The 26,259-nt window shown below is 65.8% G+C and carries 19 protein-coding genes; 9 read left to right on the top strand and 10 right to left on the bottom strand.

Annotated elements, in window-relative coordinates:
* The first annotated feature begins 277 nt into the window (after window positions 1-277).
* The gene (locus OG474_RS00590) at window positions 278-637 is read left to right on the top strand and encodes a hypothetical protein (protein ID WP_405060161.1); all 360 of its coding nucleotides are present in this window, start codon (window positions 278-280) and stop codon (window positions 635-637) included.
* Window position 638: 1 nt separating this feature from the next.
* Window positions 639-1,937 (top strand): caspase domain-containing protein, encoded by a 1,299-nt coding sequence (locus OG474_RS00585; RefSeq protein ID WP_405060160.1) that lies wholly within the window; start codon window positions 639-641, stop codon window positions 1,935-1,937.
* 286 nt (window positions 1,938-2,223) lie between these two features.
* Here the strand turns inward: OG474_RS00585 and OG474_RS00580 are convergent, their stop codons facing one another.
* Complete coding sequence (locus tag OG474_RS00580; protein WP_405060159.1) at window positions 2,224-7,143, bottom strand: hypothetical protein; 4,920 nt, start codon at window positions 7,141-7,143, stop codon at window positions 2,224-2,226.
* An 856-nt stretch (window positions 7,144-7,999) separates the two neighbouring features.
* Here OG474_RS00580 and OG474_RS00575 point away from each other — a divergent pair.
* The gene (locus tag OG474_RS00575; RefSeq protein ID WP_405055942.1) at window positions 8,000-9,634 is read left to right on the top strand and encodes an IS1634 family transposase; all 1,635 of its coding nucleotides are present in this window, start codon (window positions 8,000-8,002) and stop codon (window positions 9,632-9,634) included.
* Window positions 9,635-9,839: 205 nt separating this feature from the next.
* On the opposite strand, the gene OG474_RS00570 is transcribed toward OG474_RS00575, so the two are convergent.
* The 3 genes from OG474_RS00570 to OG474_RS00560 all read right to left on the bottom strand — a co-directional run bounded on the left by OG474_RS00570 (window position 9,840) and on the right by OG474_RS00560 (window position 12,280).
* Window positions 9,840-10,940, bottom strand: coding sequence for a DUF3644 domain-containing protein (locus OG474_RS00570; RefSeq protein ID WP_405060158.1), 1,101 nt, complete (start codon window positions 10,938-10,940; stop codon window positions 9,840-9,842).
* A gap of 405 nt (window positions 10,941-11,345) precedes the next feature.
* Window positions 11,346-11,636: a hypothetical protein gene (locus tag OG474_RS00565; protein WP_405060157.1), complete on the bottom strand. Its 291-nt coding sequence runs from the start codon at window positions 11,634-11,636 to the stop codon at window positions 11,346-11,348.
* A gap of 98 nt (window positions 11,637-11,734) precedes the next feature.
* The gene (locus OG474_RS00560) at window positions 11,735-12,280 is read right to left on the bottom strand and encodes a hypothetical protein (RefSeq protein WP_405060156.1); all 546 of its coding nucleotides are present in this window, start codon (window positions 12,278-12,280) and stop codon (window positions 11,735-11,737) included.
* Between the two features lie 48 nt (window positions 12,281-12,328).
* Here OG474_RS00560 and OG474_RS00555 point away from each other — a divergent pair, with 48 nt between their 5' ends.
* Complete coding sequence (locus OG474_RS00555) at window positions 12,329-13,726, top strand: PLP-dependent aminotransferase family protein (RefSeq protein WP_405060155.1); 1,398 nt, start codon at window positions 12,329-12,331, stop codon at window positions 13,724-13,726.
* A 62-nt stretch (window positions 13,727-13,788) separates the two neighbouring features.
* Here the strand turns inward: OG474_RS00555 and OG474_RS00550 are convergent, their stop codons facing one another.
* Window positions 13,789-14,346, bottom strand: a complete 558-nt coding sequence (locus OG474_RS00550) for a TetR/AcrR family transcriptional regulator (RefSeq protein WP_405060154.1) — start codon at window positions 14,344-14,346, stop codon at window positions 13,789-13,791.
* A gap of 83 nt (window positions 14,347-14,429) precedes the next feature.
* Here OG474_RS00550 and OG474_RS00545 point away from each other — a divergent pair, with 83 nt between their 5' ends.
* Window positions 14,430-15,380: an NADP-dependent oxidoreductase gene (locus OG474_RS00545; protein ID WP_405060153.1), complete on the top strand. Its 951-nt coding sequence runs from the start codon at window positions 14,430-14,432 to the stop codon at window positions 15,378-15,380.
* Window positions 15,381-15,429: 49 nt separating this feature from the next.
* On the opposite strand, the gene OG474_RS00540 is transcribed toward OG474_RS00545, so the two are convergent.
* Together OG474_RS00540 and OG474_RS00535 are read right to left on the bottom strand one after the other, a co-directional pair.
* Window positions 15,430-16,755: a diguanylate cyclase gene (locus OG474_RS00540; RefSeq protein ID WP_405060152.1), complete on the bottom strand. Its 1,326-nt coding sequence runs from the start codon at window positions 16,753-16,755 to the stop codon at window positions 15,430-15,432.
* Window positions 16,756-17,019: 264 nt separating this feature from the next.
* Window positions 17,020-18,576 carry an FG-GAP-like repeat-containing protein gene (locus OG474_RS00535; RefSeq protein WP_405060151.1) on the bottom strand — a complete coding sequence of 519 codons (1,557 nt, stop codon included), beginning with the start codon at window positions 18,574-18,576 and terminating at the stop codon, window positions 17,020-17,022.
* 425 nt (window positions 18,577-19,001) lie between these two features.
* On the opposite strand from OG474_RS00535, the gene OG474_RS00530 reads away from it, so the two are divergent.
* From OG474_RS00530 to OG474_RS00515, 4 genes are read left to right on the top strand one after another with little or no spacing between them, the layout of a single operon-like run.
* Window positions 19,002-20,291 carry a DUF6271 family protein gene (locus OG474_RS00530; protein WP_405060150.1) on the top strand — a complete coding sequence of 430 codons (1,290 nt, stop codon included), beginning with the start codon at window positions 19,002-19,004 and terminating at the stop codon, window positions 20,289-20,291.
* Window positions 20,288-21,475, top strand: a complete 1,188-nt coding sequence (locus OG474_RS00525; RefSeq protein ID WP_405060149.1) for a type III PLP-dependent enzyme — start codon at window positions 20,288-20,290, stop codon at window positions 21,473-21,475. The genes OG474_RS00530 and OG474_RS00525 overlap by 4 nt, the downstream gene beginning before the upstream one ends.
* Window positions 21,468-21,944, top strand: a complete 477-nt coding sequence (locus OG474_RS00520) for a GNAT family N-acetyltransferase (protein WP_405060148.1) — start codon at window positions 21,468-21,470, stop codon at window positions 21,942-21,944. Before OG474_RS00525 ends, OG474_RS00520 begins: the two co-directional genes overlap by 8 nt.
* A 14-nt stretch (window positions 21,945-21,958) precedes the next feature.
* Window positions 21,959-23,113: an MFS transporter gene (locus OG474_RS00515; protein ID WP_405060147.1), complete on the top strand. Its 1,155-nt coding sequence runs from the start codon at window positions 21,959-21,961 to the stop codon at window positions 23,111-23,113.
* On the opposite strand, the gene OG474_RS00510 is transcribed toward OG474_RS00515, so the two are convergent.
* The 3 genes from OG474_RS00510 to OG474_RS00500 are packed head-to-tail and all read right to left on the bottom strand — an operon-like array spanning window position 23,110 to window position 26,124.
* Entirely contained in the window at window positions 23,110-23,952 is an 843-nt protein-coding gene (locus OG474_RS00510; RefSeq protein WP_405060146.1) for a carbohydrate ABC transporter permease, read from the bottom strand. The genes OG474_RS00515 and OG474_RS00510 overlap by 4 nt on opposite strands.
* A gap of 1 nt (window position 23,953) precedes the next feature.
* Window positions 23,954-24,844, bottom strand: a complete 891-nt coding sequence (locus tag OG474_RS00505; protein ID WP_405060145.1) for a carbohydrate ABC transporter permease — start codon at window positions 24,842-24,844, stop codon at window positions 23,954-23,956.
* A gap of 5 nt (window positions 24,845-24,849) precedes the next feature.
* Window positions 24,850-26,124 (bottom strand): ABC transporter substrate-binding protein, encoded by a 1,275-nt coding sequence (locus OG474_RS00500; RefSeq protein ID WP_405060144.1) that lies wholly within the window; start codon window positions 26,122-26,124, stop codon window positions 24,850-24,852.
* Window positions 26,125-26,259: the final 135 nt, after the last annotated feature.

The raw sequence follows: 26,259 nt of genomic DNA, 5'->3' as shown, positions 1-26,259 counted from the left end.
ACTTCACGACGCATTGCTCCTCACCCTCCCCTGGCCGACTACTGGTCACGTTGCCAATCGCGACGCACTCGGGTGCGCCGCGCTGACGAGGTGCCGCTCGAGCCTGAGCAAGACACCTCGCCTGAGCTGTGACCGGCGAGATGCACCGATCTCCTCCTGTGGTCCGGCTACTGCGATAGCTCTGCCCAAAAGTACAGATATTGACCGGTAGATGAAGATCCAGACCGTGCCTGACCCGAATATGATTATTTCCTGTCCGGCCGTCAGGGGGTAATTCATGGACTCAGGGATCGCGCGCATCACGATCGACGGTGCCGAGGAGGAACTGCGGTCGTTGGCCAACTGGCTGCGTGACGAGGACGATCTGCGAGGCCAGGTCAGGCTCGACGGACCGCCCATCCAGGAAGGCCAGATGGGCGGCGCGTTGGATGCGATCGTGACCGTTCTGACGAGTACGACGGTGGCCACGTTGATCATCTCTATCCGGGAATGGGCGACGGCGAAGCGGTCCGCTACGAAGGTCACGCTGAAGTTGAAGGCGGCTGACGGTCGCGAGCTGGAGCTGACGGCCGGGTCTGCGGCCGACGCCGAGGTCACGCTGGACAGTGCCCGCAAGTTCCTGGACGAGAGTTCGTAGCATGGATGTGCCGAACGGCGACCGGTCCAGAGCCGTCCTGATCGGGACGAGTCGCTTCGCGAACTCGAATCTGCCCGCTCTGCCGGCCGTGCGACGGAACCTGTCCGCGCTCTCGCGCGCGTTGACCGACCCGACGAGCGGGATCCTGCCTGCCGGAAACTGCGATGTAGTGCTGAACCCGGACTCGCCTGACGCCTTCATGCGACGCCTCCGACAGGCCGCCGGTCAAGCTGAGGACTTGCTGCTTGTCTACTACGCCGGGCACGGACTGCGTCATCATCGGCGGGAAGACGATCTCTACCTGACGGTTCAGCGGACGGACCCTGATGGTTTGGACGGCAGCGCGGTGGAGTTCCGGTGGGTCCGGGATGTCGTCGCGGAGAGCTCGGCGCGAGCGCGTCTGCTGATCCTCGACTGCTGCTATTCCGGGCTGGCTCTCGAGCGGATGTCGGTCGACTCACTCGAGGAGCGGGAGTTGACTGTGGTAGGGACGTCCGTGATGGCGGCCACTCCGAAGAACAAGCGGGCGCATTCGCCGGCTGGCGAGCAGTACACGGCCTACACAGGTGAGCTTCTGGGGGTGCTCGAGAACGGCTCGCCGTTGGCGGGTCAACCATTGACGGTGATCAACACGCACCGGCTGCTGCGGGCGGCTTTAGCCAAGAAAGATCTGCCACAGCCCGTCTTACGAGCGGACAACACGAGCGGCGAAATCTTGCTCCGACGTACCACCTCGGTCGCGGAAAACCATGCAGAACTTGAACTGTTGGCGCCCGTCGAGCAGACCGCACCGGTGCGCGAGGTCCCCCTGGGCCTGCAGTACGCGATGGAGTTGGGGGTCGGTGTGCTGGGGTTCGTCTGTGTCTTCAGCTGGGGATGGTCGATCGGCGCCCTGTACTCCCTGTTGATGTTCGGCGTGGACGAGTCGACTACGGAATTCGCTGGTGCCGAGCTCGTCAGTACTCTTGTGACGGCCTTGGCTCTCAGCGCGTTCTTCGTCATCAGAAGCTGGTGGAGACGTATTCCACTCGTACCCAGGTTCTCCGACACGACCAAGCCCGAACTCGCCAGCCTCGTCCTAGTGTGTATCGGCGTAGCGGTATCGGCGGTGACGAGTCTCCCCGACGCAAAAACGGGGTTCGACAAGGCCACCACGCAGATGCTCACCGTGGCGGTCGTCACCACCGCGATCACCTGGGTCGCGATCTTCGGGCAAGCCCTGCTGCGTCGACTGCGATCGTCTCCGCAGCGATCTGAGGTCAGCGAAGAAATTCTCGATGACGAACGGCCGAACCCGTGATCGATGCCCGCCAACGTGGCGGGCTTGCGACTACTTGAATCGGGCCCGAATAACTGGTCCAGGCAGCGCATAATTACGGTTATGCGCGACAAAAGCCAGGGACACGCCTGTCTGGAGCGGTCACGCTTCCCGTTACCGACGTGCGGTCATCCGTCCTGGCAATCGAAAGCTGTCGTGAGCCGACGACGTATGCCCGGCGGGCGTCAAAGGCTGGCTCTTGGATGTCGCGGAAGGTCGGCGATTGTCATCCGGTGTGATCAAGCTGGGACCGGCCTAACGGCGGGCATCAGCGGCTGTACGGTGCTAACCCTTCGTTGCCTGCGACCACCAAGAAATCGACCAGGGTCTGCCAATCACCTAGGCGCCCGAGCTCCTCGGAAGCGTTGCGGGTCTCCTTGAGCCAGGTGTTCAGCAACCACGACCGGCTGACGACGACTCGACCTGACTGGATGCACAGGTCCCTGACCCAGCCGACGCCACGTGTCGCCTGCACATCCAACGGAAGCCTGCGCAGGAATCCGATGAGTGCGTCTACCCCCTTGCCCTCACCGCGGGCGAGAGGGAGCCAGTCATCGATGAGGGTGACTAGATCTTCGGCACGGACCCAGTCGATGGGCGCGTTTGTGATCTCGTTGTGCGTCCCTGAGGTCCATGGAAGGGGGTCGGGGAGGAGCGCGGCGACTGCCCCGTCGCCCCAGTAGTGGTCTTTGTATGGGCTGTCGTCATTGCCTCGGTAGGTAAGGCCGTGGCGCAGGACGACGGGCCACAGGCTCTGTGCAGCGTTGGCGAGATTGTCGTTCTCGGACCCGGCTGCGGCGAGGCCGTGTAGGAAGTTCGACATGATGCCTGCGTTGCTGCGCAGGATGTCGAGGTGGGCGAGGACTGGGGCGGGGTCACCGTTCTTCGCGTAGCTGTGGAGCAGTGCTCGTGCGGCGATGAGGGTATGGGTGCCGCGGTCGTCGGCGTGCCAGCCATGTTCTTCGTGCGCATTGATCGCCCGGCCTTGGATATCGAGGAACGCGGCGAGGAGGTCCGATGCGTCCGCCGTGCGGCAGTGGTCAGTGGCCGCGGCGGCGCCGAGGCCGCGGATGGCGGCGCCGAGCACCCCGATGTAAATCGCATCACCGGAGAGCTCTCTGAGCCGGGCAACGACGTCGCCTTCGATGGGTGCCGGGTGGCGGCCGGACCCGTCCTCGTTCCAGGCGCCAAGCTCGGCACTTCGAGCAGTCTCGAGAAGCCAGTCCAGAGCTGCTCGATGGATGCATGGCTCATCGTTGCAGGGTGCGGGCCAGACGATGTCGCAGCCTCGGGCGAGGAATAGACGCGTTTCGAGAGGGGCTCTGCCGGCTATGGCGAGTCCGGCCTCCACGACGTCACCGATGGTGCCGCCCGCGTCGCCCAACGCATTGGTGAGATCCTGGGTGAGGTATGCAGGGAGTGCGGCAGCGACTGCCCGGTCGGCGCCGAGATCGAAATACTGACCTTCTCCGCGCTGGTCTTCGACATCGCGGAACCAGGACGAGATCCCAAGGACGAGTTCAGTTGCGAACGTCGCTTCGTAGCCCAGAGCGCGCGGATCGCCCGCGGCTGCTCGCTCGACCGCGGCGCGGACGACGTGAGCAACCGCGTCCAGGGGTCGAAGCGGCTGGATGCCGTCCTCGCTTTCGAGGAGCGCGCGCCCAGTCACCAGGTCGGCGGCGATTTCCTCGGACGTCGGCGTCACGTAATCCGCGTCGTGCTTGCGCGCGCCCCAGTATCTGTTCTGGAGTCGTACGGTGTCGTTGACCATCTCTTGGTACGCGGCATGCGCTTCTTGTGCAGCGAGGACTTCGGGTGGCGGTTCCACCTCGATGCGTACCCCATCGGCCACGGGCGTCAGCTTGTACCTGTCCGCGTCGAGACTGGCCGCCCAGTTCTTTGTCAGATTCTGGCTGATGCTTAGCCGATCACCGTTCTCGATGAGTCCCTTACCGACTGTCTTCAGCGCCGTGGCCCGCTCTTCGCCGCCACCTGCGAGCATGATGGCGGCAACCTCGCGGGGGGTCCAACCGCGCCGGTCGAGGTTGCGGAGTCCTTCGGTCTGAGAGGCGAGGCCGGAGTGCTCGTGGGTGCTGCGTGCAAACTCGAGTTGCCACACCGCAGGTTCTGCGAGGAAGGGGTCAAGAACGTCGTCGACCTTGTCGAGATGGCGTACCAGGGTGCCGTACAGCATGCCGGGTATTGCGAGGTTCTCGCAGCCGTCGAGAACGATCTCGATGACTCGTCTTGCTGGGAGGCCCTGATCCAGCCACGTCTCTATGACACGTTCCATCGCCTGGAGCCCGCTCATCGCCGGGTAGGGGCCAACGGTGGTGCCTCGGTACCAGCTCCAGACGTGGGAGTCCCCCACATAGAGCCGCGGGGTGCCGTCCAGGTTCAGGCTGAACCCTCGCTCGTCATCCTCGCCCTCGTCGGACACGACCTCGCGGTTCTGGTCGACTGAGAGTGCGAACGGGTCTGAGCTGTTGAGCCGTGCCGACGTTTTGACTCGTGCCCGGGCGCCGCTGTTCAAGATGTTGTTCAGGACCCGGACGAAGGTCTCGAAATCGGCGTACTGGCACAGCTGCCAGAACCCGCCGAAGTAGTACATGCAAAAGGGACCTCCGAAGCCGGTCCAGCGACCTTGGTGGCCACGGACGCCTTCGTCGCGATGCCAGTCGGGTGCGTCGTCGATGTAATAGGCCTCCATCAAGGTGGCCAGCAGCTCTGGGTCGCGTTGAGCGATCGCGCGAGCACTCACCGGTGAATCGGCCGCGGGTGCGAGGAATGCGGGTGCGTCATTGGCGAGGGCATGCAAGCACGTTTCGGTCTCGTCGTCGAGGTCAGGCCCGAGGAGCGCTAGGGTCTCGACGAACTCTTCCTTGGTTAACTTGTAGTCCAGGTTGCGTCGTCGGTGACGGTGGCGGCGGGTTGGGAGACCCGAGGATCGCATCGATCGAGTGAGGTCGTCGTCCTCGCTCGGCTCGCGCGGTGGGTATGCCTTCCAATGCGCAAGATGGCGTGCTCGCAAAGCGATGCGCAGCTCATTTCCTTGGGGGGCATCCGCGAGGGCGAGGGCTTGTAGCCAGTCCGCGAGCAGCTCGAATGAGTCCTTTGAAACGTCCCATGGCCTTTCGTGGTCCAGGAGTATGCGGATCACGGCGCTCGCAACGACCGGGTCGATGAGTCCACCGACCTTGTGTCTCTGCGCCACGATGCGGACAATGTCGGCGAGTACCAGTTCGGTCGACTCGTCTGCGAGTGCAGCCTTGAGGCAGTCGTAGGCCTTCGGTGTCTCCAGAACCGCTTCAATCGGAATGTCTGCCCACCGAACTCCGTGCTCGGTCGCGAACGCCTGGAAGTCATCGTACAAGTCACGGAATCGCCGCTCCTGCTGGACCGCAGCCTCCCTTAACAGGCCTTTGCAGGCGAGCGTCGCGGCCGAAAGTGCCAATCGCGGGACCGCGGAGCCGGCGAGGACCTGTGTCAGGTTCTGGGCGCGTACCAGCAGGATGGCCGTCGCATAGCGACGGACCTCGTCGTGGGCGAACTCGGGCTGTTCGCGGTACGGGCTTGCGGGTGCGAGGAGGTGGTCTCGCCTGAGTGCGTCGACCGCCTCGGGGTCGATGCCAGCAGCGGGGCGCAACTCAGGCGGGAGTTGCATCACCGACGCCGCAGCCGCGAGGAGTGTCTGTTCCCGTGCGTGTGACGACCCGGCGCCCGGGCGATTCTCGGCGCGGACGACGTTGGTCCATACCAGGTTTAGGCAGTCCCATTCGCTGAGATTCCCTTCGAGCTCCACCCCGGTCCGGGCGAGTAGGTCGAGCACGATGGGGCGACGCAGCAGCGAGTTGTCGGGCAGGTCACGCAGAACCGGACGGAGACGCGGGATCTGCGCGGCAACCAGCGCGACGTCTGCATCACTGAGCGCCATGACCTTGAAGGGAATGACCGGCTGGCCGAACACTATCGCCAATTGCTCGGAAACGAAGGCCGATGCGACATCCGAACTCACAGCGACCACACCAACGCCGGCCGCCTTCGCGGCCGATACTAGGTCGCTCAGAAGCGCGGCCGACTGGTCCAGAGCCGCGTCAGCGGCATCGATCACCAGGACCCTGTGAGGGGCAGAAAGCTCTGCAAGTAAGTCTTGGAGCGACATGCCAAGAGCAGTGCGCAACTCCAGACTTGAGCGTGGCAGGCTCCTGAAATTCACTACCACTGCCTCGAACCCACGTGGGTTGGCCGCCTCGAGTTCGGCGACCGTCGACAGCGTCAACGCGCTCTTGCCAATACCGGACTCGCCCTGGACTAGCAGCGCTGACCCGCCACCGTTGCCCGCCGCCAGTAGACCCTCGGTGAGTCGTGCACGCCGGTCAGAGAAGGAGATCTCGACCACGCCGCCTACTTTGTCATCGCCGATGCTGCCACGTACCCCGCTGACCGCCAGTTGCCGATGCTCCTCCAGGACCTTCCATGCGGAACGGCTCCGCGTCTTGGCGATGTTCAACAGTCGGTGCAGGTCGCGGCGCAACAGATTGACGTCGACTACAGCGCCGGTCCGGTCGTAGCGCGCGGACTCGACCTCGATCTTGTCTCGCAGTATCAGCCCGTCGGCGGCTGCATCCGCTACGGCATCGAGCGAGGTCGCGATCGCTGTGCGGTCACCGACGTCCGGTGTCTGTAATGTGAAGGAGAGCATGTGGAAGCGGCTCAGCAGACGCCACGTCTGATGAGACACTTCCGCATCAGTCACGTCGGGACCGAGGCCCTTCATGACCATGCTCCGAAGCTGAGAGAACCGTTTGCGCACTGACTGCAGCCAGCGGCCATCCACACCCATGGACGCCTCGAACGCAGCAGCGTTCGCGTGGACCCGAGCGATGTCGGACAACGTGGCGACCTCGTCCCACTGCTTCGAACGCCCGGCTGCCGCCACTGCCACCTTGTGGGAGTCACTGTTGAACTTCTCCACCTCGGCGAGCAGTGAACCGACCAACTTGACTGTCTCGGCGTCACTCTGAACGAAATCGGGAGTCGCGCGACAGGCAACTGCCAGCGTCATCTCGGACTCGCCATCACTGGAGGTGACCAGGAGATCATCAACCGGGTGCTCGGGACCGGTCTGGAACGCAACCCGGCGAACCGGTAGCTCAGAGGCTTCGGGACGGCGAGACCCGGTCAGCATGCTCGCCAAATACACAGTCGCGACCGAAGCGGCGAGGGACGCACCGCCACCGCCTGTCGAGTATGGGCTCGAGCCGCTCGGCGCCTTTGCTTCGTTATTGACCAGCGGCGCCTCGCCACTGACCGGGGACGTTCCATCGGAGGACGCAACTGCTTCCTTACCGCCCTCGGACGGCTCGTCTGCGTCGGGTGCCGGCTCGACAGGCCCGTTCATGTATTCCCCAGCCAGTCTGTGCTCGTCTGTTAGTACGGACTACCGTACCGACCTCTGCCGACACTGTCGCCTCGCCTTTTCTCCGTTTCAGTGGCTATCGCCGGCCGGTGCGACAAAGCCGCGTCGCGTAGGGTCCACGCAGGTCATCAGCACCAGCTAGACGATCAGGTTCCACTGTGGGAGCTACTGAATGATCGCGTGCAGCGTTTAAGGGATTCGGGCGTGGCCAACGACCTCGTGCCGCACTCAGGCCGGAGTTGGCAGACGCTGCCGGGCGATGTGGACGCTCTGCTGCCTGCACCGAGCAGGTAGTGGTGGAGCATCGTTCGACGAGGCAACTGCCAGGGGCCCTTCCCTGCGCAGGAGGGTAGGCAACACGATCAGTGTGGCGCCCACCGCAAGGAGAACTGGCTCGAGGTGCATTTCGGATGCTCGAGGTGCATGACGGCAGAACGCATGCGCGTGTTATGTCGCTGGCTCGGCCACTGACGGCCTCGACTCCCGCGTAGAGAGCCCAGACGTCCGATTCTCTCCTGACTTCGGTCACTCCTTCTCGGTTCGTCGGGGCGCAGCGCGCTGACCTGCGGTGATGGCCAGCCGGGGAGGTGGTCTGAGGCACTAATTAGTGTTCTAGGCTCGGGTTGTGGCGTGGGTGCGGCGGGTGCGAACGGCCTCGGGAGCGACGGCTGTGCAGGTCGCTGAGTATGTGGATGGGCGTCGGCGGATCGTGGCGCATGTGGGTTCGGCGCATACCGAGGCTGAGTTGGGTCTGCTGCTTGAGCGGGCTCGTGGGCTGCTGGGTGATGCTGGTCAAGGTGAGCTCGAGCTGGGGCTGGAGGCGACGCAGAAGAAGGCGCGGCTGGTCGCTCCTGCTGTGGACGCGGGGTTGTTCGCCGGGCCGGTCCGAGGTGTTGAACAGCCGCGGGTGTCTGCCCCGCAGGTGGTCGCGACGTCGTCGCGGCTGCTGTTCGACGTGCTCGCGGAGGTCTATCGCGCGCTGGGGTTCGCCGCGGTCGGGGACGAGACGTTTCGTGATCTGGTGATCGCCCGCATCGTCGAGCCGACCTCGATCCTGGACACCGGTCGTGTCCTGATCGATCTGGGGTGCAAACCGGCCAGCGAGAAGACGATGCGCCGCACCCTGATACGGGCTCAGCAGCGCGATTACCGCGAGCAGATCGCGACCGCGTGTTTTGAGCACGTGCTGGCCAGCGGCGATGTGTCGCTGTGCCTCTACGACGTCACCACGCTGTATTTCGAGGCCGAGAAGGAAGACGACCTGCGCAAGGTCGGCTACTCCAAGGAACGCCGCGTCGATCCCCAGGTCGTGGTCGGTCTGCTGGTCGACAGGCACGGCTTCCCGCTCGAGATCGGCTGCTTTGAAGGCAACAAGGCCGAGACCACCACGATCGTGCCGATCATCAAAGCCTTCCAAGACCGCCACAACCTGGCCGACATGGTCGTGGTCGCCGACGCAGGCATGCTGTCAGCCAGCAACCTGCGTCAACTGGATGAGGCGAACCTGAGGTTCATCGTCGGCTCCCGCGTGACCAAGGCACCAGCCGATCTGGAGTCCCACTTCCGCTGGCACGGCGACGCGTTCACCGACGGGCAAGTCGTCGACACGATCACCCCGCGCACCGGGCACAAGGTCGAGAACAACCCCAAGCTCAAAGCCGAACCGGTCTGGGATCCCGAACAGCATCCCGGGTCGTGGCGGGCGGTCTGGGCCTACTCGACCAAACGGGCAGTGCGCGACAACAAAACTCTCACTCTGCAAGAGAACCGGGCCAAAGACGTAGTCGCCGGGGACAAGACCGCCAAGGCTCCGCGGTTCGTCAAAACCAGCAACGGGTCACGCAGCCTGGACGAGGTCTCACTCGCGCGGGCGCGGCGCCTGGTCGGGCTGAAAGGCTACGTCACCAATATCACCGCCGGCGTCATGCCCGCACGCGAGGTCATCGCCAGCTACCACGAGCTATGGCACGTCGAGCAGTCCTTCCGGATGTCCAAGACCGATCTGCGCGCCCGGCCGATGTTCCACCACACCAAGGACGCGATCGAGGCCCACCTCACCATCGTGTTCACCGCCCTCGCGGTCAGCCGCGAGATCCAAAACCGCACCGGACTCGCGATCCGCAACGTCATCCGACAACTCCGGCCACTGCGCTCAGCCACCATCGCGATCAACGCCACCGAGCAGACCATCCCACCCGCCATCCCCACTGACAAGCAGACGATCCTCGACTCGATGAACCGGCCCCAACTCAGGCACTAACCCAAATGACCGAAGTCAGGACTGACGGCCTCGACTCCCGCGTAGAGAGCCCAGACGTCCGATTCTCTCGCCACAATGAAGTCCGCTCAACGATGTGGCCGAGACTTTCGTGCTGGTAGTGCTGCGAGGCTTCTCAGGATCCAGGGCGTGCCTTGCTCGCAGTGCAGTGCGACGGTTGCGCTGTACGCGAACTCGGCCATCTGGGCTAAGCGGCGCATCCCTTGATCCGGCATTTCGGTCGAGAGGTGCCTTCCCCCGAGGGCTTGTGGTGAGTCCAGACGTCATCCATGTCCAATGTCTCGACGGCTTCCTTCATTCGGCGCAGCGCGTTGTCTGAGAACCGGGCGATGCTCTGCGAGCCGAAGACGAAGACGTGGCGAGCGCTGGCGTCGTTGTCGATGGCCAGATGGCGGCGGAGCGCAGTACCGCGAGGCTGGCTCAATCCGGCCTTATCCGCGAGCTCCTTCGCTGACAAGTAGAACTTCTTTTGCAGGTCAACCTCTCGGATCGCTGCTGCGGGCAGTGAGTCATCCGCGACGTACCGCACCGGCGCGCCCGCTTTCTTGGTGAAGTGCACTGTCAGCAAGACGCCCTGGCCATCGATCTTGGTAGCGATGTCTCCCAGGCGAGGAAAGACCTCCGCGCGTGTACGCCCCTCCTTGATGCCCTTCTCCACGCGGCTAACGTCGCGGATCGAGACGTTCGCGTCGGGCTCCACGTGCGCCTCCATCGCGAGAAGGGTGCGGATGCGGGCCTGCGCCTCGTGTCTGGCCCGACGGCCTGGGGCGAGCAGCGCAGCGATCTGTGTGAACTCCTCGTCGACCAGTACACCAAGGTCCCGCGGTGGATCGACAGATAGCGGGAGGACTCGCTGGGGGAGATGGTCAGCCAGCGGTTCGCCAAAGACCCGCTGGAGCAGGTCGTCGAAGAGGGTCACGCCGGCTCTTGTGTGCAGGTAGAGCAGTTGCTCGCTCACCTCGTTGAACCAGTGCTGTTCGTCGTCCCTCATCGCATCGATGCTTCGCAGAGCTCCAGCGTCGGGATCCGCGAGCTTGATCGTCATCGAGTTCGACGCCTGACGAACGCAGGCTTCGAATCCGATCGAACGTCCCGACTTGCGGTCGAAGACAGCAACACCTTCTTGGACCAGCGAGGCCTTCAAGAGCATCTCGAAAGCGTGCTGAAGTGACAGCAGGACCTGAGTCGTCCGGCCCTCGTCGTGGAGTGAGTTGAAGGCGGTCATCGCGAGCTTGAGGGACGCGAGCGCCTTTCGCAGCAGCACCCTGGCTTCTTGCTTGAGCTTCACGAGTCACCTTTCCGGCGGGTCTGCGAACGAGCCTACTCGGGGGTGTCAGACTGGTTGAACCGCTTTGTGGACCGCGACCCGCGTCGTCGACATGGCACCCGAGAGGCGATCGAGCGCTCCAGAAGGTCCCCCGATGAGGGCGTGGAGTTCCGCCGCCACGCCGGCTGACGCTGCTCTTCTTTGGTGCTGGCGGGATCTGCTCGATCGCGTGGCCAGCCCAAGCCTCGTCGACAACTAGGCCCGCGAGACGAGCCAATGTGTCCTTGAGGCTACTGGCGTAGCGGTCGCTGACGATCCTCGCCTGTGCTGCCAGGTTGTAGGTATGCCAGGGCGCGTCAGTTCCGTAGATCAAAGGTTGGGTGGTCGCACCCTGGAGGACGGGAGTGAGGACCTCCGTCTGCTCCGTCACTGCTCCGTGGGATGTTGATAAGTGACGATCAGTGTCGAGAACGGATGAGCACAAAGGTGCAGGTCAGAGGATGAAATGGGAGTTCGGTCCGGTTTGGACGCGCGCGCAGGTACAAGATCCTCGACATCTTCGAAGGCACCCAGCAGATCCAGCAACTCATCGTCGCCCGCCGCCTCCTGGGAAAGACCTCCGCCGAGCTGAAATAGCCTTACTGGCAAGGCATCCGGGACTGCGTGGCATTGGCTCGAGCCGGCCTGACGAGCACGGTCGTACGACGACGGCAGCATATGGGTACGCGAACCGCTGAGCCAGGGACGGCGGCATACAGGTTCGGCAAGGCATCAGGAGCGGAATGCTCGTATCCGGTGCGGTTCTGCCTTCGAGATCATGATCGGGTCTTCTTTCCAGGGGGAACGATGGGTAGGTCGTAGGTGCGGCGCACGCTGTTGCCGATCCGGCAGATGTCGGTGCCGTAGATGTGCAGGGAGATGCCGACCGAGGTGCCCGCGTTGGTGACCCGGTGGATGTCGCCGGGTGGCGCGAAGCCGCTCACTGTTCCCGGCGGGTCGTTGCGTGTTTCCATCGGGAACAGGGCTCGGCCGTCGTCGGTGAGCCGAAATCTTTCCTCGCACTCGACGCCGGCGACGACTGCGACAACGCACCAGGTCGTGTGGTCGTGAATGCTGGTCGCCTGCCCGGGCCGTGAGATGAGCGCGACCACTGAGTAGCTGCCGTCTGGTTCGACGTGAAGGACGTGGCTGCGGTCGTCCCCGCCGCGTGCCGGCGCCGGTACTTGCCGCAACACCACAGGGGCCGCCGGCACTTTCCCGGCGAGTGCCGGAATCAGGGCGTCGACCACGGTCTGCCAGTCGGCCGGGATCCGGGTCACGCCGCGTACCACGGCGTACAGGTCGTCGAGTTCGCTCTGCATGCCTCAGACGCTAGGTGCGGCAGGCGGCACTGTGTAAGGTCCAGTTCTGTGGCAGTTGAGTGGGCCGGTTTGACGCCGGAAGTGCTGGTCCAGCTGGATCGCGGCAGCTCCGAGACCTTGGGATCGCAACTGCAGAACGGATTGCGGGAAGCCGTTCGGGCGGGCCGGCTCGTCAAGGACGAGCGGCTGCCGTCGTCACGTAAGCTCGCCGCGGATCTCGGGGTGTCCCGCGGTCTCGTGCAGGCGACCTACGACCAGCTGGAAGCCGAGGGCTACCTGCGCGCCGTCGCTGGATCGGCAACGCGGGTCGCATTCAGCGCACCGAAGGCTGCGGTCTCCAGGACTGCGCCGGCCGCAGTCCCCACCCCGGACATCGACTTCGTGCCGGGACGCCCCGACCTGAACAGCTTTCCGGCACGCGACTGGTTGTGGGCCTGCGGCGAGGCGACCCGCACGATCTCAGCTCGGGAACTGGGATACGGCGACGGTCGGGGCGCGGTGAAGTTGCGAGCCGTCGTGGCGTCATATCTTCAACGAGTGCGGGGTGCCTCGGCGGGCCCTGATGACGTGGTGATCAGCACCGGATTCACGCAAGGTACTGCGTTGACGTTGGCCGCGCTGCGGCACAGTGGCGTCACCATGGTCGCCGTCGAAGACCCCGGCCACCTCGAGATGCCACTTCTGGTCCGCCGGGCGGGCCTGACACCTGTCTTCGTTCCTGTCGACGAACAAGGCCTCGACATCGACCGGCTCGCCCGTACCTCAGCGACCGCGGTCATCGTCACACCTGCCCACCAGACTCCAACCGGTGTAGTGCTGAGCTCTGATCGACGGCGGGCACTGCTGCAGTGGGCACAACGCGTCGGCGCAACGGTGATCGAGGACGACTACGACTCGGAGTTCCGCTACGACAAGCAGCCGGTCGGTTCACTCCAGGGGCTCGCGGCCGACCACGTCGTTCTCGTCGGGTCGGTCAGCAAGTCGCTCGCTCCCGCGATCAGGCTCGGTTGGGTGCTGGCGCCCCGGCAGTTGGCCGTACGCCTCGCCGAGGAGAAGCAGCGCAGTGACCGAGGCTCGCCGACGCTCGACCAACTCGCACTGGCCCGACTGATCGAATCGGGTCGCTTCGATCGGCACCTACGCCGGATGCGCACCACCTACGCCGCACGCCGCGCAGCCCTGGTCGATTCGATCGCCGAGCACGCTCCCAGCCTCGAACTGACCGGACTGGCGGCGGGGTTCCACGCCCTGGCCTGGCTGGCCGACGGAACCGACGAGACCGCGATCATCAACGAGGCGGCCCGCCGCTCGATCGGGCTGCAGGGCCTCGGCCGTTACCGCTCCGCGCCCACCCGGGGCCCAGCAGGAATCGTGTTCGGTTTCGGCGACCTCAACGAGAACGCGATCCGGCGAGGGATCGCGACCGTGGCAGATCTACTGAACTGACCGCGGGGCCGGGTAGCCGCCGCTCCATAGCAGTCGGATGGCTCAGCCACGACGACGGGTCGCTACGGCAGGGTGACCGCTTCGCGTAGTTCGGCGGCGGTCTGGGTGACGAGTTCGGCGAGGGTTGCGTCCGGCTCGGTCAGCCAGCGGGAGGTTGCGCGCCGCGAGAGTGCTATCGCCACGTCGATGAGGAGGCGCGCCCTCCCAGGCTCGACGCCGCGGTGCTCGAGTGCCGGCAACAGCGCGTCGGCGATCTCGTCGAGCTTGATCAGGTCGCGCTCGGCCAGGGCCGGATTGGCGGCGATCACTCTGCCCCGGCGCAGCAGGAACTCACGCGGGCGATAGGCCTCCTCGGCGGTTCCCAGTGCGGTCAGCAGCGCGTCGATCGGCGGGATACCCGGATCGATCGCCTCGACCTGGGCGACGAGGTGGGCCTCGAGTTCGTTGCCGGCGAAGAGGACTTCCCGCTTGTCGGGGAAGTACCGGTAGAAGGAGCGCTCCTTCAGACCGGCGGCGCCGGCGATCTGTGCGACCGACGTGCGCTCGAAGCCCTGCGTCTCGAAGAGTTCCAGCGCCGCGCGCTCGAGCCGGCCCTGTGCGTCGGATTCCCATCTCGGCATGCGTACCAGGGTACGACAACAGAAGCTGTCATCAGCTGGTAGCGTCGGTGACAACAGATGCTGTTATCACTTTGGAGATGGTCATGAAGGCTCTGCAGTTCGACCGGTTCGGTTCCCCTGACGTGATCGTCGTTCGCGACGTCCCGCAGCCGGAGCCGGGACCAGGCCAGATCCGGATCGCTGTGCGGGCGTGCGGCCTGACACCGGCCGACTGGCACCTCGTTGACGGCCTCCTCGCCGACCAGTTGCCGCCGCTGCCGCGCGGGTTGGGCCTCGAGGTCGCGGGCACCGTGGACGCGCTCGGCGAGGGCGTGCACGACGTCCAGATCGGTGACCGCGTGTTCGGCCCGGCCGCCTTCGACGGCCCGACCGCCGGCGCCGCCGAGTACGCGCTGATGCCTGCCTGGGCACACATCCCCGACGGAGTCACGTTCGAGGGGGCCGCCGCGCTGCCGATGGCTGCCGAGACGGCGTGGCGTGCGCTCGACGACCTCGGAGTACAGCCGGGCGAGCTGCTGCTGGTCCACGGCGCAGGCACCACGGTTGGTGAGGCGGCGGTACGCCTGGCGCTGCACCGGGGCATTCGGGTGATCGCCACCGCCGGGCCAACTCGGGCAGCCGCCCTGGAGGAGCTCGGTGCGCGGGTGACCGCCTACGGCGAGGGCATGGCCGAACGCGTCAACGCACTGACTCCGGACTCCGTGGACCGCGCCCTGGACACCGCGCCCACCGGAGGTCGGATCGACCGGGCCGACCAGCCCAGCCCGGCCGGCGGCTCGCTACCAACCTTGATCGAGCTGACCGGGGATCCCGACCGTGTGCTCACCGTGTCGGACTTCGCGGCCGCGGCTGAGCTGGGTGTCCGGATCACCACCGACATGAGCTACGACCAGCTGAATGAGTTCGCGAGGCTTGCCGGCGAGGGCATTCTGGCCGTAGCGGTCGCCCGTACGTACACCCTCGACCAGATCCAGGAAGCGGCCGAGCTCAGCCAGTCCCGCCTGCCCGGCGGCAAGCTCATGCTCGTACTGTGATCACCGAATGTCTCAGGCGACCTTTGATCGGGGCTGCCCTCGATGATGCCTAGAGCGTGGAGTCTGTCTGGGCCGGGGCTGTGATGACTCGGTTGCGGCCGGCGTTCTTGGCGGTATAGGTGGCGGTGTCTGCGGCCATGAGTAGTACGTCGAGGTTGTGGCCGGCGACGGGGTATGTGGCGGTGCCGATGGAGCAGGTTAGGTCGCTGACGTCGACTGGGCCGTTGGGCGTCGTGACGGTGGTCATGAGGGTGGCGACTCGCCGCCGGATGCGTTCGGCGGTCTGCGCGGTGTCTTCGGCGGTGGTACCTGGCAGGAGGATGGCGAATTCCTCGCCGCCGAGGCGACCGACGAGGTCGTCGCTGCGTACCTCGTGTTTGAGTTCGGCCGCTATCGCCTTCAGGACCTGGTCTCCGGCGAGGTGGCCGTGGGTGTCGTTGATGGCTTTGAAGTGGTCGAGGTCCATGTAGAGCACGCCGAGCGGTGTGTTGTTGTTCTGGGCCCGTTCTAGTTCTTTGGTGGCGATCTCGTGCCAGAACACGTTGTTGACCACGCCGGTGAGTACGTCGGTGCGTGCAGCAGCCTGAAATTTGCCGACCAGTAGTGCACGGTGCAGTCCGAGCACGGTGATGAGCAAGGTGATGGTCAGCCAGGGCTGGGAGGTCAGCATGAGTGAGGTGGCCAGGCCGAGCCCGAGGCCGCCGGCGACGATGAATTGGTCGGACAGTTGCCCGAGTGCTCTGCGGGCAGGGGTGTCGGGGTTGGACAGCATCACGGCGCCGACGACGAGGGCGTAGTTGACGAACCAGTAGGCGACCGCTGCGGCGACAACTGCGGCCAGACCGATCAGGCCGCCGGTGTAGCCGGGATAGTTACTGGGGTTGATGGCGCGCAGGCACATGGTGGCAACTGCTGAGGCGAGGACGATGGTCGCGGCGGAGAAGACGACGCGGTGCGGCATGCTGCGCCGCAACCGCAGCCAGGAGTGCAGGGAGCTGAAGGCGATGACTGCGACCGCCAGCGGTAGGGGGAGGACGAGGACGGCGGCGAAGGTCCACATCGACTTCAGGTTCACATAGGTGGCGCCCTCGGCGGCGGTCCAGCGCAGCCGCTCGATCTCGCGGCCGGCTTCGATGTGCGCGGCAGCTCCGGCGACGAGGGCGCCGAAGCGGATCCAGTCACCGGTTGTGATGTCGAGGTCGAGGAAGGAGACGCCGGTGACGGTGAACGCGAAAGCGTCGACGGTCAGGACATAGCCGATGATGACTGCGGGTGCGGACCACAGCGCCCAGCGGGCAGGGAGCCATTTCGCGGCGTCTGTATCAGTCTCGCGACGACGCCTGCGCCGTGGCCTCCAATGGCGGATACTCGGCATTAACGTTCCCCCAGCCCCACTTTGTCCTCACTGTCAGAGTAAACGCACGATCACGCCTTGTCACTGCGTTGACTGGTCGGTGACGGCGAGGCGGACCCCCGGGAGGAGGTGCGTCGCCATGCGGAACAACGAGTGGCCGTGATCCGGCAGTAGCTGTTCGGCGGCCGCTATGGCGTTCGACTTGGTGCGCTCGCGCTCCCGTAGCTCCGGGCTGGCTGCGGTGTGACGACGCCATGGACTACGGATCGCCAGTCGGTGAGGTCGTCATCCGACGGGGACGCCGGTGGCTACCTGGCCGAGGTTTGTCCAGCCGCCGTGGCCGTCGCCGCCTGCCCAGGAGTAGACGGTGGCTGCGTTCGTGGTCAGGTCGACCATGGCGTAGTCGGCGTTGCCGTCGCCGGTGAAGTCGGTGAAGGCGACTCGGTTCGCGGTGGTGGTCAGGCCGGTTGCTGTCTTGCCTAGAAAGAGCCAGCCGCCGCGGCCGTCGCCGCCGCGGTTCAGGTAGGTCTGGACGGAACCGTCGGTGGCGATGACGCTGTAGTCGGCTCGGGTGTCTCCGTCGAGGTCGGCGAAGCGCACGGTCGTCCGGTCGGTCGTCGTACCGGTTGCGACCTGGCCCAGGGCGGTCCAGTTGTTGGCGCCTCGGTTGAGCCACGCCTGCACGGCGCCGGAGGCCGCGACGGTCAGGTAGTCGGTTCTGCCGTCGCCGTCGTAGTCCGCGAAGACCACCTGGGTCTGATCGGTGGTCGCGCCACCGAAGACCTCGCTGATCACGGACCACCCGCCGTGGCCGTCGCCGCCGCGGTTCAAGTAGGCGGAGATGGAGCCGTTGGAGTTGATGACGAGGTAGTCGGCGCGGCTGTCGCCGTCGAAGTCGGCGAAGCGCACGCGAGTCGCGTCCGTGGTGACGCCGGACGCGACTTGGCCGAGCACGGACCAGCCGCCGTGGCCGTCGCCGCCGCGGTTCAGAAACGCTTGTACGGCGCCGTTGCTCGCGACCGTCAGGTAGTCCATCCGGCCGTCACCGTCGAAGTCGGCCCAGCGGATCTTGCCCGAGCCGCCGGCCTCGGTGCCCGCGTTGAGGGCCGGTCCGGCGGCGATCACGCCATCGGAGTACGCGCGGTCGAGGGCCGGGTAGAAGGCTTGGGCCATCCGCTGGAATCCCGCGTCGTTGGGGTGCAGTCCGTCGGCCATCTCGGCGGACGTGAGCGCGGGTGGGTCGACGTACCGGGTCTTGGGGTTGGTGAGGGCCGACTTGATCGCGGTGTTGAAGGTGGCGACCTTGGACTCGAGTCCGGGGGTGGTCGGGATCAGGCCGAGGACGAGCACGGTGACGCCGGGTCTGTCGGCGACGATCCGATCGACCAGGCCTTTGAAGCGGGCTGGGGCGTTCGGTACGTCGATGTTGCGGTTGAGGTCGTTGATGCCGAGATGCAGCAGTACGACGTCCGGTCGGGTACCGGCGAGCCAACCGTCGATCTCGGCGCGGACCTGGTCGATGATCCAGCCGCTGTGACCTTCGTTGGACAGGTCGGCGAGCTGGCCGGATGCCTGCGAGCCGACGAAGTTGACGGCGTACCGGGACTGGCCGGCGAGCATCGTGGCGAGCGGCCGGCGGTAGGAGGACGAGGTCGGGCTACCGACTCCGGCGGTGATCGAGTCCCCGAGCGGCATGACTCGCAGCGTCTTGAGAGCTGGTACGGCGCTCGCCGTCGGAGCGGCGGTGACAAGGAGCCCGGCCACCAAGGCAAGGGCCAGCGCGAGGCGCTTCATGAGGCCGCGTTCATCAGGTCGAGTGGCGGAAACGATTCCAGTGAACATGATGGGTCTCCCTGGGCGATGAGAGCGCGTTCACGCAACGTAGGGCGCTGGTAGATATTTCTCAAGATCTCGGGTCGGCTCCCGCCCGGGGTGTCGCGGCGGATCGCTCGTGCGGCGGTCGGTGATAATCGGCGTCGGATTTGTTCCGGAACCGTTGTCAATTGCGCGAAAGCGCCGTTCGGCCCGAAGAAGTATTGACAGATTCCAGCAGGTGAATCTTATATTTTGCACCGATGCGGCCCGTGATACGGTCTGGCCGCATCGCAAACGCACGGCCTGGTTGAGGGAGTGGCTACTCCGCTGCCTTCGCCTTTCCTGGTCGCCTGTTTGGTGAGAGTGCTTCAGTAAAAACCCTTCGGAACTGATGTCAACGGATTTGCCCGGCCGAACTGAACCGGTTCGGTGTCGCAAAGGAGCAATCTGATATGCGCCGAATTTGCCTGGCCCTGCCCACCGACCGGGCCTGTGCGCCGATGCTGCGTGAGCTCGCGGAGGAGGCGGCGTACGCGGTCTCGCGGTTCGAGGTCGCGGTGACGCTGCTGATCCTGGACTCCAGCGCCCCGGCCGATCACGCCAACCACGTCCGGGTCCTCGCCGAGCTGAGCCTTGCGCCGGGCGTCGACGTGGTCCATGTCGACGAGGACGCGCAGCGGGTGTTCCTCGAGCGGACGATCGCGAAGGCCGGGGTTGCCGATCCCGAGCGGATCCTGCGGTTGATGCTGCCAGGCATCCGGTCGTACGGCGCTTGTACGAACCGCGCGTTCCTGATCGCGGCCGCACTCGGGTGCGACTCGGTGCACCGCCGCGACTCGGACTGCACCTACCAGGAGCTGGACGGGGCGAAGGTCTTCCCGATCCACCACGAGCTGACCGTCGGTACGACGGCCGGCGCCGCCCGGGGCCGGGTGTCGGACTCCGATCTCGACCCGGCGAGCGACGAGCTGCCGGTGGTCATGGTGGGAGCCTCGATCGTCGGTGATCCGACCGTCGACATCGACGACATCCGGCAGCGCGATCCGGAGATCTACTACGACGTGGTGAGCCTGTGGGCGCGCGGTGACGCGACCGAGACCGAGAAGCGGGAGCTGGTCGCGGAGTCCTTCATCGGCGCGGGATCGGAACCGTTCCGGGCGGACCGGTCCACGCTGACCGTCGTCGATCCGATGCGGGTGGACATGTCGAACATCGCGTTCCACCGGATCCAGGAACAGATCCCGTTGCCTCCGGCCACGGACACGATCGGCACCGACTACTTCTTGTTCCATGTGGTGTACGACGCGGGGCTGCCCGGCGTGCTGCACAACCGGCACATCGTGAACCTGCACACCGGTGAGCGCAAGACCGACGCCGGCTTCACGTCGTACCAGCTGGCGCTGACGAAGTTCTTCCTCTCGATGCTCTACCTGCACCACGTCTACGAGCAGTTGGCGCTGGCGGGCCCCTCGGTGCGTGATGCCGAGGGCAACGTTTCCGCCGCGGCGATCGCCGAGTTCGTCCGGGGGAGCATCGAGCTGCCGGTGGACGAGAACGTCGATCGGCTCGATCGGCTCGGCGCGGCGTACCAGAAGCTGGGCGGGCGGCATGCGGAGTTCGCGGACGGTCTCGTCGGCCAGCGGGAAAAGCTGCTGAGTGAAGCCCGTCAGGACATGGACGACTTCGCCGTACTGATCGACGTCTGGCAGCCGTTGGTCGCGGCGAGCGTTGGTCTGATGTGACGACCCTCCGGGTGAACGACCGGTTGCGAACCGCGCTGGAGAGCGCGACCGAGGATCAGATCATCTTCGATCTGGGTGGCATCGAGGACGCGTACGGCGCGCTGCTCGCGGAGCTGCCGGGGACCGCGATCCGGTTCGCGATCAAGGCGTGCCCGGTGGACGGCGTACTGGAGACGCTGACCGCGCGGGGTTCGGGCTTCGACGCGGCCGGCCCGCAGGAGATCGTGCAGGCGCTGGCGACCGGGGTCGCGCCGGAGCTGGTGCACTACGGGAACACGGTGAAGTCGGATCGCAACATCGCCGACGCCTACCAGCTCGGCATTCGCGACTTCGCCACCGACAGCGTTCCTGATGTGGTCGCGATCGCTGTGAACGCGCCGGGGTCGCGGGTGTTCTGTCGGCTGGGGACCACGGGCGAGGGCGCGCTGTGGGGGCTCAACCGCAAGGCGGGCTGTTCGGTGCGGGACGCGATCGTCGTGCTGTCGATCGCTCGCGCGCAAGGACTCGTCCCGTCGGGTCTGTCCGTGCACGTCGGCTCGCAGCAGATGACGACGGCCGCCTGGCGGAACGCGTTCGACGAGCTGGCCTTCGCGATGACGGAGCTGGCCGATGTCGGCATCCACCTCGACCGGATCAACCTGGGTGGCGGGCTGCCCGCGCTGGGCTACCTCGACCGGACCGGTACGGCGCTCAATCCGGTCCTGGCCGACATCTTCGCGACGATCCGGGCCGGGATGCGACGGTTGCGGGAGATTGCCGGTACGCCGATCGAGTTCGTGATGGAGCCCGGGCGGCATCTGGTCGCCGATCACGGTGCGATCCGCGCGCACGTCGTACGGCTGTCGACGCGGGAACAGCCCGACGGCGAGCGGGAGAGCTGGCTGTATCTCAGCTGCGGGAAGTTCAACGGGCTGTACGAGGTCGACCAGGTTCGCTACCGGATGGTGTTCCCGACGCATCCGAGTGGTCCGCAGGTGCCCGCCGTGATCGCGGGACCGACGTGTGACAGCGACGACGTTTTCGGGCAGGAGCCGGAGCCGGCCCGGGTGCCGGAGGCGATCGCTTCCGGGGAGCCGGTCTGGATCCTGTCCTGCGGTGCCTACTCGACCAGCTACACGACGAACCGCTTCAACGGCTTCGATCCCCTCCCGGTCAATGTGCTGCCGGTCGAGATCCATGCCTGAAGCGCTCACCGCGCGGCCGATCGGCACCGGTGACTGGTCGCGCATCGCCGAGCTGGAGCAGGCGGCGTACGAGCCGCTCGGGCTGTCGGAGGGCCGGAACGCCCTGGAAACCTGGGGAGCGCTCTCTCCGGAGACGTGCTTCGTGGTCGGCGAACCGGTCCAGGCCTACGTGCTCGCGCTGCCCTTCCGGCACGGCGACTATCCAGCTCTCGGACAGCCGTCGACGACGAGCTCGGACAACCTGCACCTGCACGATCTCTGCGTCGCGCCCGAGCTTCGTCGTACCGGTCAGGGGCGGCGACTGGTCGACCACCTGACCACGGTCGCGGTCGCGGCCGGGTACCGGCGGATCTCGCTGATCGCGCTCTCCGGCACCTCCCCGTTCTGGTCCGCTCAGGGCTTCGGCCCCGCCGCCGCAGTCCCCGTCGGCTACGGCGACGACGCCCGCTACCTGACCAAGGTCCTCTAGAAAAGGCTCTCTCCATGTCCTTCCGCCGCTCGCAGTTGTCGATCGCAGCGCTGTTCGGGTTCCTCGGTTTCCAGTACTCCACCTGGGCCTCCCGGATCCCGATGCTCAAGAGCAAGCTCGACCTGTCCGATGCCGAAGTCGGTCTGCTCCTGCTGGCCGCCGGTATCGGTGCCGCTCTCGCGTTCCCGGTCGTCACGTTCGGGATGAAACGGCTCGGCTCCCGCGGGCTCGCGCTGCTGTCCTGCGTGGGAATGACCGCCGTCCTGCTGTCGCTGGCCGTCGTACCGAACCTGCCGGTGGCGTTCGCGGTGCTGCTCGTCGACGGCGTACTGGTTGCTTGTCTCAACGTTGCGATGAATGCTCAGGGCACGGCGCTGGAGGTGCAGGCCGAGCGCAACACGATGGCCAAACTGCATGCCACCTTCAGCGGTGGCATCTTCACCGCCGCACTGCTCGCCTCCGGCGTCACCGCGGTCACTACGAACCTGCTGAGCCATTTCGTGATCGGCGCCGCGGTGTTGGTGAGCCTCACCGTGTTCGCAGCAGGCGGCCTGCTCCGGACGGAGCTGCCTGCGACCGAGCAGAAGGTGAAGGGCAAGCTGACCCTTCCGTCCCTCATGATCGCGTGGCTCGCCCTGGCGATGGTCTTCGGCACCGTGGTCGAAGGCGCCATGAACGACTGGTCCGCGCTCTACCTGCGTGACATCGTCCACGCGCCGACCGCGGCCCTCCCGCTGGGCATCGCCGTGGTCTCCGCCACCATGCTCATCACCCGGCTCTTCGCCGACGCCCGCCGCGCCGCCTGGGGCGACCGGTTCGTCGTACTCACCGGAGCCACCATCGCCGGCGCCGGCCTGATCGCCGCACTCCTGATCGGCGGCCTCATCCCGACCCTCGTCGGCTTCGCCTGCGTAGGCCTGGGCATGGCCGCAGTCACCCCGTGTCTCTACGCGGCCGCTGCCAAAGAAGGCTCGAACGCCCTCACCCTCGTCTCGACCATGGGCACCCTGGGCCTGCTAGCCGGCCCGCCGGCGATCGGCGCCCTCACCAACGCCACCGACCTGCGTTGGGGCATGGCCGCCGTGGCCGTCTTCGCCTTGCTGGTCACGGCCTGCACCACCCAGATCCGCATCGCCGACAACCGGAGCCAGCCGGCCGAGGCCCACTAGTCCTTCAGGCCGGCGTCGATGTCGGCGCTCATGACGTACTTCTGGAAGACGAGATAGAGGGCGACCAGGGGGATCATCGAGAGGACCGAGGCGCCCAGGAGGACGGACCAGTTCACGTTCTCGGCGCCGACGATGGTGGCGACGCCGATCTGCAGGGTGTATTTGCTGGGGTCGTTGAGCACGACCAGCGGCCAGATGTAGTCGTTCCAGCGCCACTGGAACGAGAAGATGGCCAGGGTCAGCATGATGGGCCGCGACAGCGGGAGCATGATGCGGAACAACGTGGACAGCTCGCCCGAGCCGTCGATGCGGGCCGCTTCCAGCAGGTCGTTCGGGACGGTGAGGAAGAACTGCCGGAACATGAAGGTGCCGGTCGCCGTGATCACCGACGGTACGACGACGGCCGCGAGGCTGTTGTAGAGGCCGAGATCGCGGACCACCAGGAACAGCGGCGCGAGGATGACCTCGCCGGGCAGCATCGTGGTCGCCAGGATGCAGATGGTGAACGCTTTGACCCACCAGTTCTTGTACTTCGCCAACGCGTACCCGCAGGCGGCGCTCGCGACGATCGTGAGCAGGGTGGCGGACACGGCGACGATGAGGGTGTTGACGAAGTAGTGCGCGACGTCGAAGCTCGTCCAGGCCTGCGTGAAGCCCTTGACCGTCGGGTGCTTGGGGAAGAACGTGAGCGGATACGAGAACAGTTCACCGGCCGGCTTGAACGAACTCAGCAGGAACCAGAGGACCGGGACGCCGTACACGGCGACCATGAGCCACATGACCGCGGTCGCCCAGATCTTCTTGGGGAGTTCCCCGGTGCTAGCAGTGGTGGCGGCCATGTCAGGAGTCCTTCCGCCGGTTCAGGGCGAGCTGTACGAGCGCGATCACCATCAGGATCAGCATCAGGACGAACGATGCGGCGCTCGCATAGCCGATCTGCGCGCGCTGGAAGCCCTTGGTGTAGATGTACTGGACGAGCAGGTTGTTCGCCGTCCCCGGTCCGCCGGCGTTGATCGCTTGGATCAGCGCATACTCCTTCATCGAACCGAGCACACTCAGCAGCACCACGATGAAGGTCGTCGGCGCGATCGCGGGCAAGGTGATGTAGCGGAACTTCGCCCACGATCCGGCGCCGTCGAGCGACGCGGCCTCGTAGTACGCGGACGGCACGTTCTTGAGCGCGGCGACGAACAGCAGCATGTTGAACGCGGTGCTGCCCCACGCCGCCGCGATCACGACCACGAGCATCGACAGGTTCGCGTTGGACTGCCAGGGCACCTCGCTGCCGCCGAGTGAGGTGATGACGTAGTTGACGAGCCCGAAGTTCTCGCCGAACATCCACCGCCAGATGACGCCGGCGATGATCGGCGAGATCAGCCACGGCAGGAAGAAGATGATCCGCGCGACGGCCTTGCCCTTGGTGTAGTTCGTGACGAGCAGCACCGCCGTACTCAGGGAGAGCACGAGTGTCAGCGGTACGACGCCTGCCGTGAAGACGAGTGTTCGCGTCAGCGCCGCGTAGAACGCGTCGTCCTGCAACAGCCGCTGGTAGTTGTCCAGTCCGACGTAAGGCGCCGTACCGATGCCGGTGTAGCTCGTGAACGAGTAGAGCAGGCCGGTCACGGCCGGCCAGACGAAGAACGCGACGAACAGCAGCAGGTTGACCGAGATGAGCACCAGGGGTGCTGCGGTGTAGTGGTTCAGGCGGCGCCGCGGCCAGATTGCTTGCACCGGCCTCAGCCCAGCTGCGAGTTGAGGCCGGTGACGATGTTGCCGACCGTCTTCTGGACGTCCTGCTCGCCGTTGATGAACTTCGCGAGCTCGGCCTTGGTCGGGTCGTCCGCGGCGGCCTTGCCCTCCAGGAGCAGCTTGGTGCCGGCGGCCTGGCCCGAGGCCGAGATCGGGTCGGCGAGCTCGATCTCCTTGGTGTAGAGCGCGAAACCGTCCAGCGCGGCCTGGGACTTGAACGGGTACTTGAGCGTCAGCCCGGACTCGACCGGCAGGTAGCCGTTGGACTGCGCCAGCTTGGTGTAGTTGTCCCGCTGGAACAGGAAGTCGACCCACTTCTTCGCGGCGGCCGCGGTGTCCTTGTTGTTGAAGGCAACGACCTTGCCGCCGAGGTTGATGTCGGTCGCGTGCACCGGTCCCGGCGTCGGCGCGCTGGCCCATTCGAAGCCGGTGATGCCCTCGGCGAAGTCGGGCACCTGCCAGACGCCGGAGAAGTACGCGACGACCTGGCCGCTCTTGAACAGCGCGTTCGGGTCGGCGCCGGACGTCCAGACCGACTTCGGCATCACCTTGTTGTCGTTCATCGCCTTGAACTTCGTGAGCGCGTCGATGGTCGCGGCGTCGGGGGTCTGGTACTTGCCGTCGGCACCGAGCTGGAAGCCCTTGCCGCCGTTGTTGTAGATGAACGCCCGGATGCGCGCCGCCGAGTTGTCGTAGACCAGGTCGTACTTGGCGCCGGTCGCGGTCCGGACCTTGGAGGCCGCCGCGAGGAACTCGTCCCAGGTCCAGGCCTTCGCCGGATCCGCCGGTACGGCGACGCCCGCCTTGGTGAACAGGGTCTTGTTCACGAACAGTCCGGCCGCGGTGAGGTCGGACGGGATGGCGAGAACCTTGCCGTCCTGCTCGGTGACCAGGTCCTTGCGGATCTTGTTCGTCTCGTTGTTCGCGGTCGCGCTCAGATCCTGGAGCTGGTTGAGCCACAGGGTGTCGAGCGACGGCACGCTGGCGACGTCCGGCAGCGAGTTGGCCTGGGCGGACTGCCGCAGCTTGTCCTGGTAACCGTCGTACGGCTGGTTCACGACCTCGACGGTGATGCCTTCCTTGGCCTGGAACTCCTTGGCCAGATCGGTGTAGCCCTGGATCTGGGCGGCCGTCGACAGCCAGAAGGTGATCTTCTTCGCCCCGCCTGAACCGGAGTCGCCGCCGGAGCCACAGGCGGTCAGCGCCATCGCGGTCGCCACGCCTACCGCCAGCCATCGCCACCGCCGAAGGGAACCGCTCATCGTTTTCTCCTTGTGGTCCGTGCAGCCCGGGTAGGCGACGGTCGGACGCTAGGAGGCAAGCGCTTACCGCGTCAAGAGGAAATGGTGTATCGATATACATTTAAGTCCTGACATAAGTCCCTGGAGCGGGAGGAC

Source organism: Kribbella sp. NBC_01505, assembly GCF_045040285.1.
GTDB lineage: Bacteria > Actinomycetota > Actinomycetes > Propionibacteriales > Kribbellaceae > Kribbella.
The sequence above is the reverse complement of the archived record's forward strand: the minus strand, read 5'-3'. Positions and strand labels throughout refer to the sequence as shown.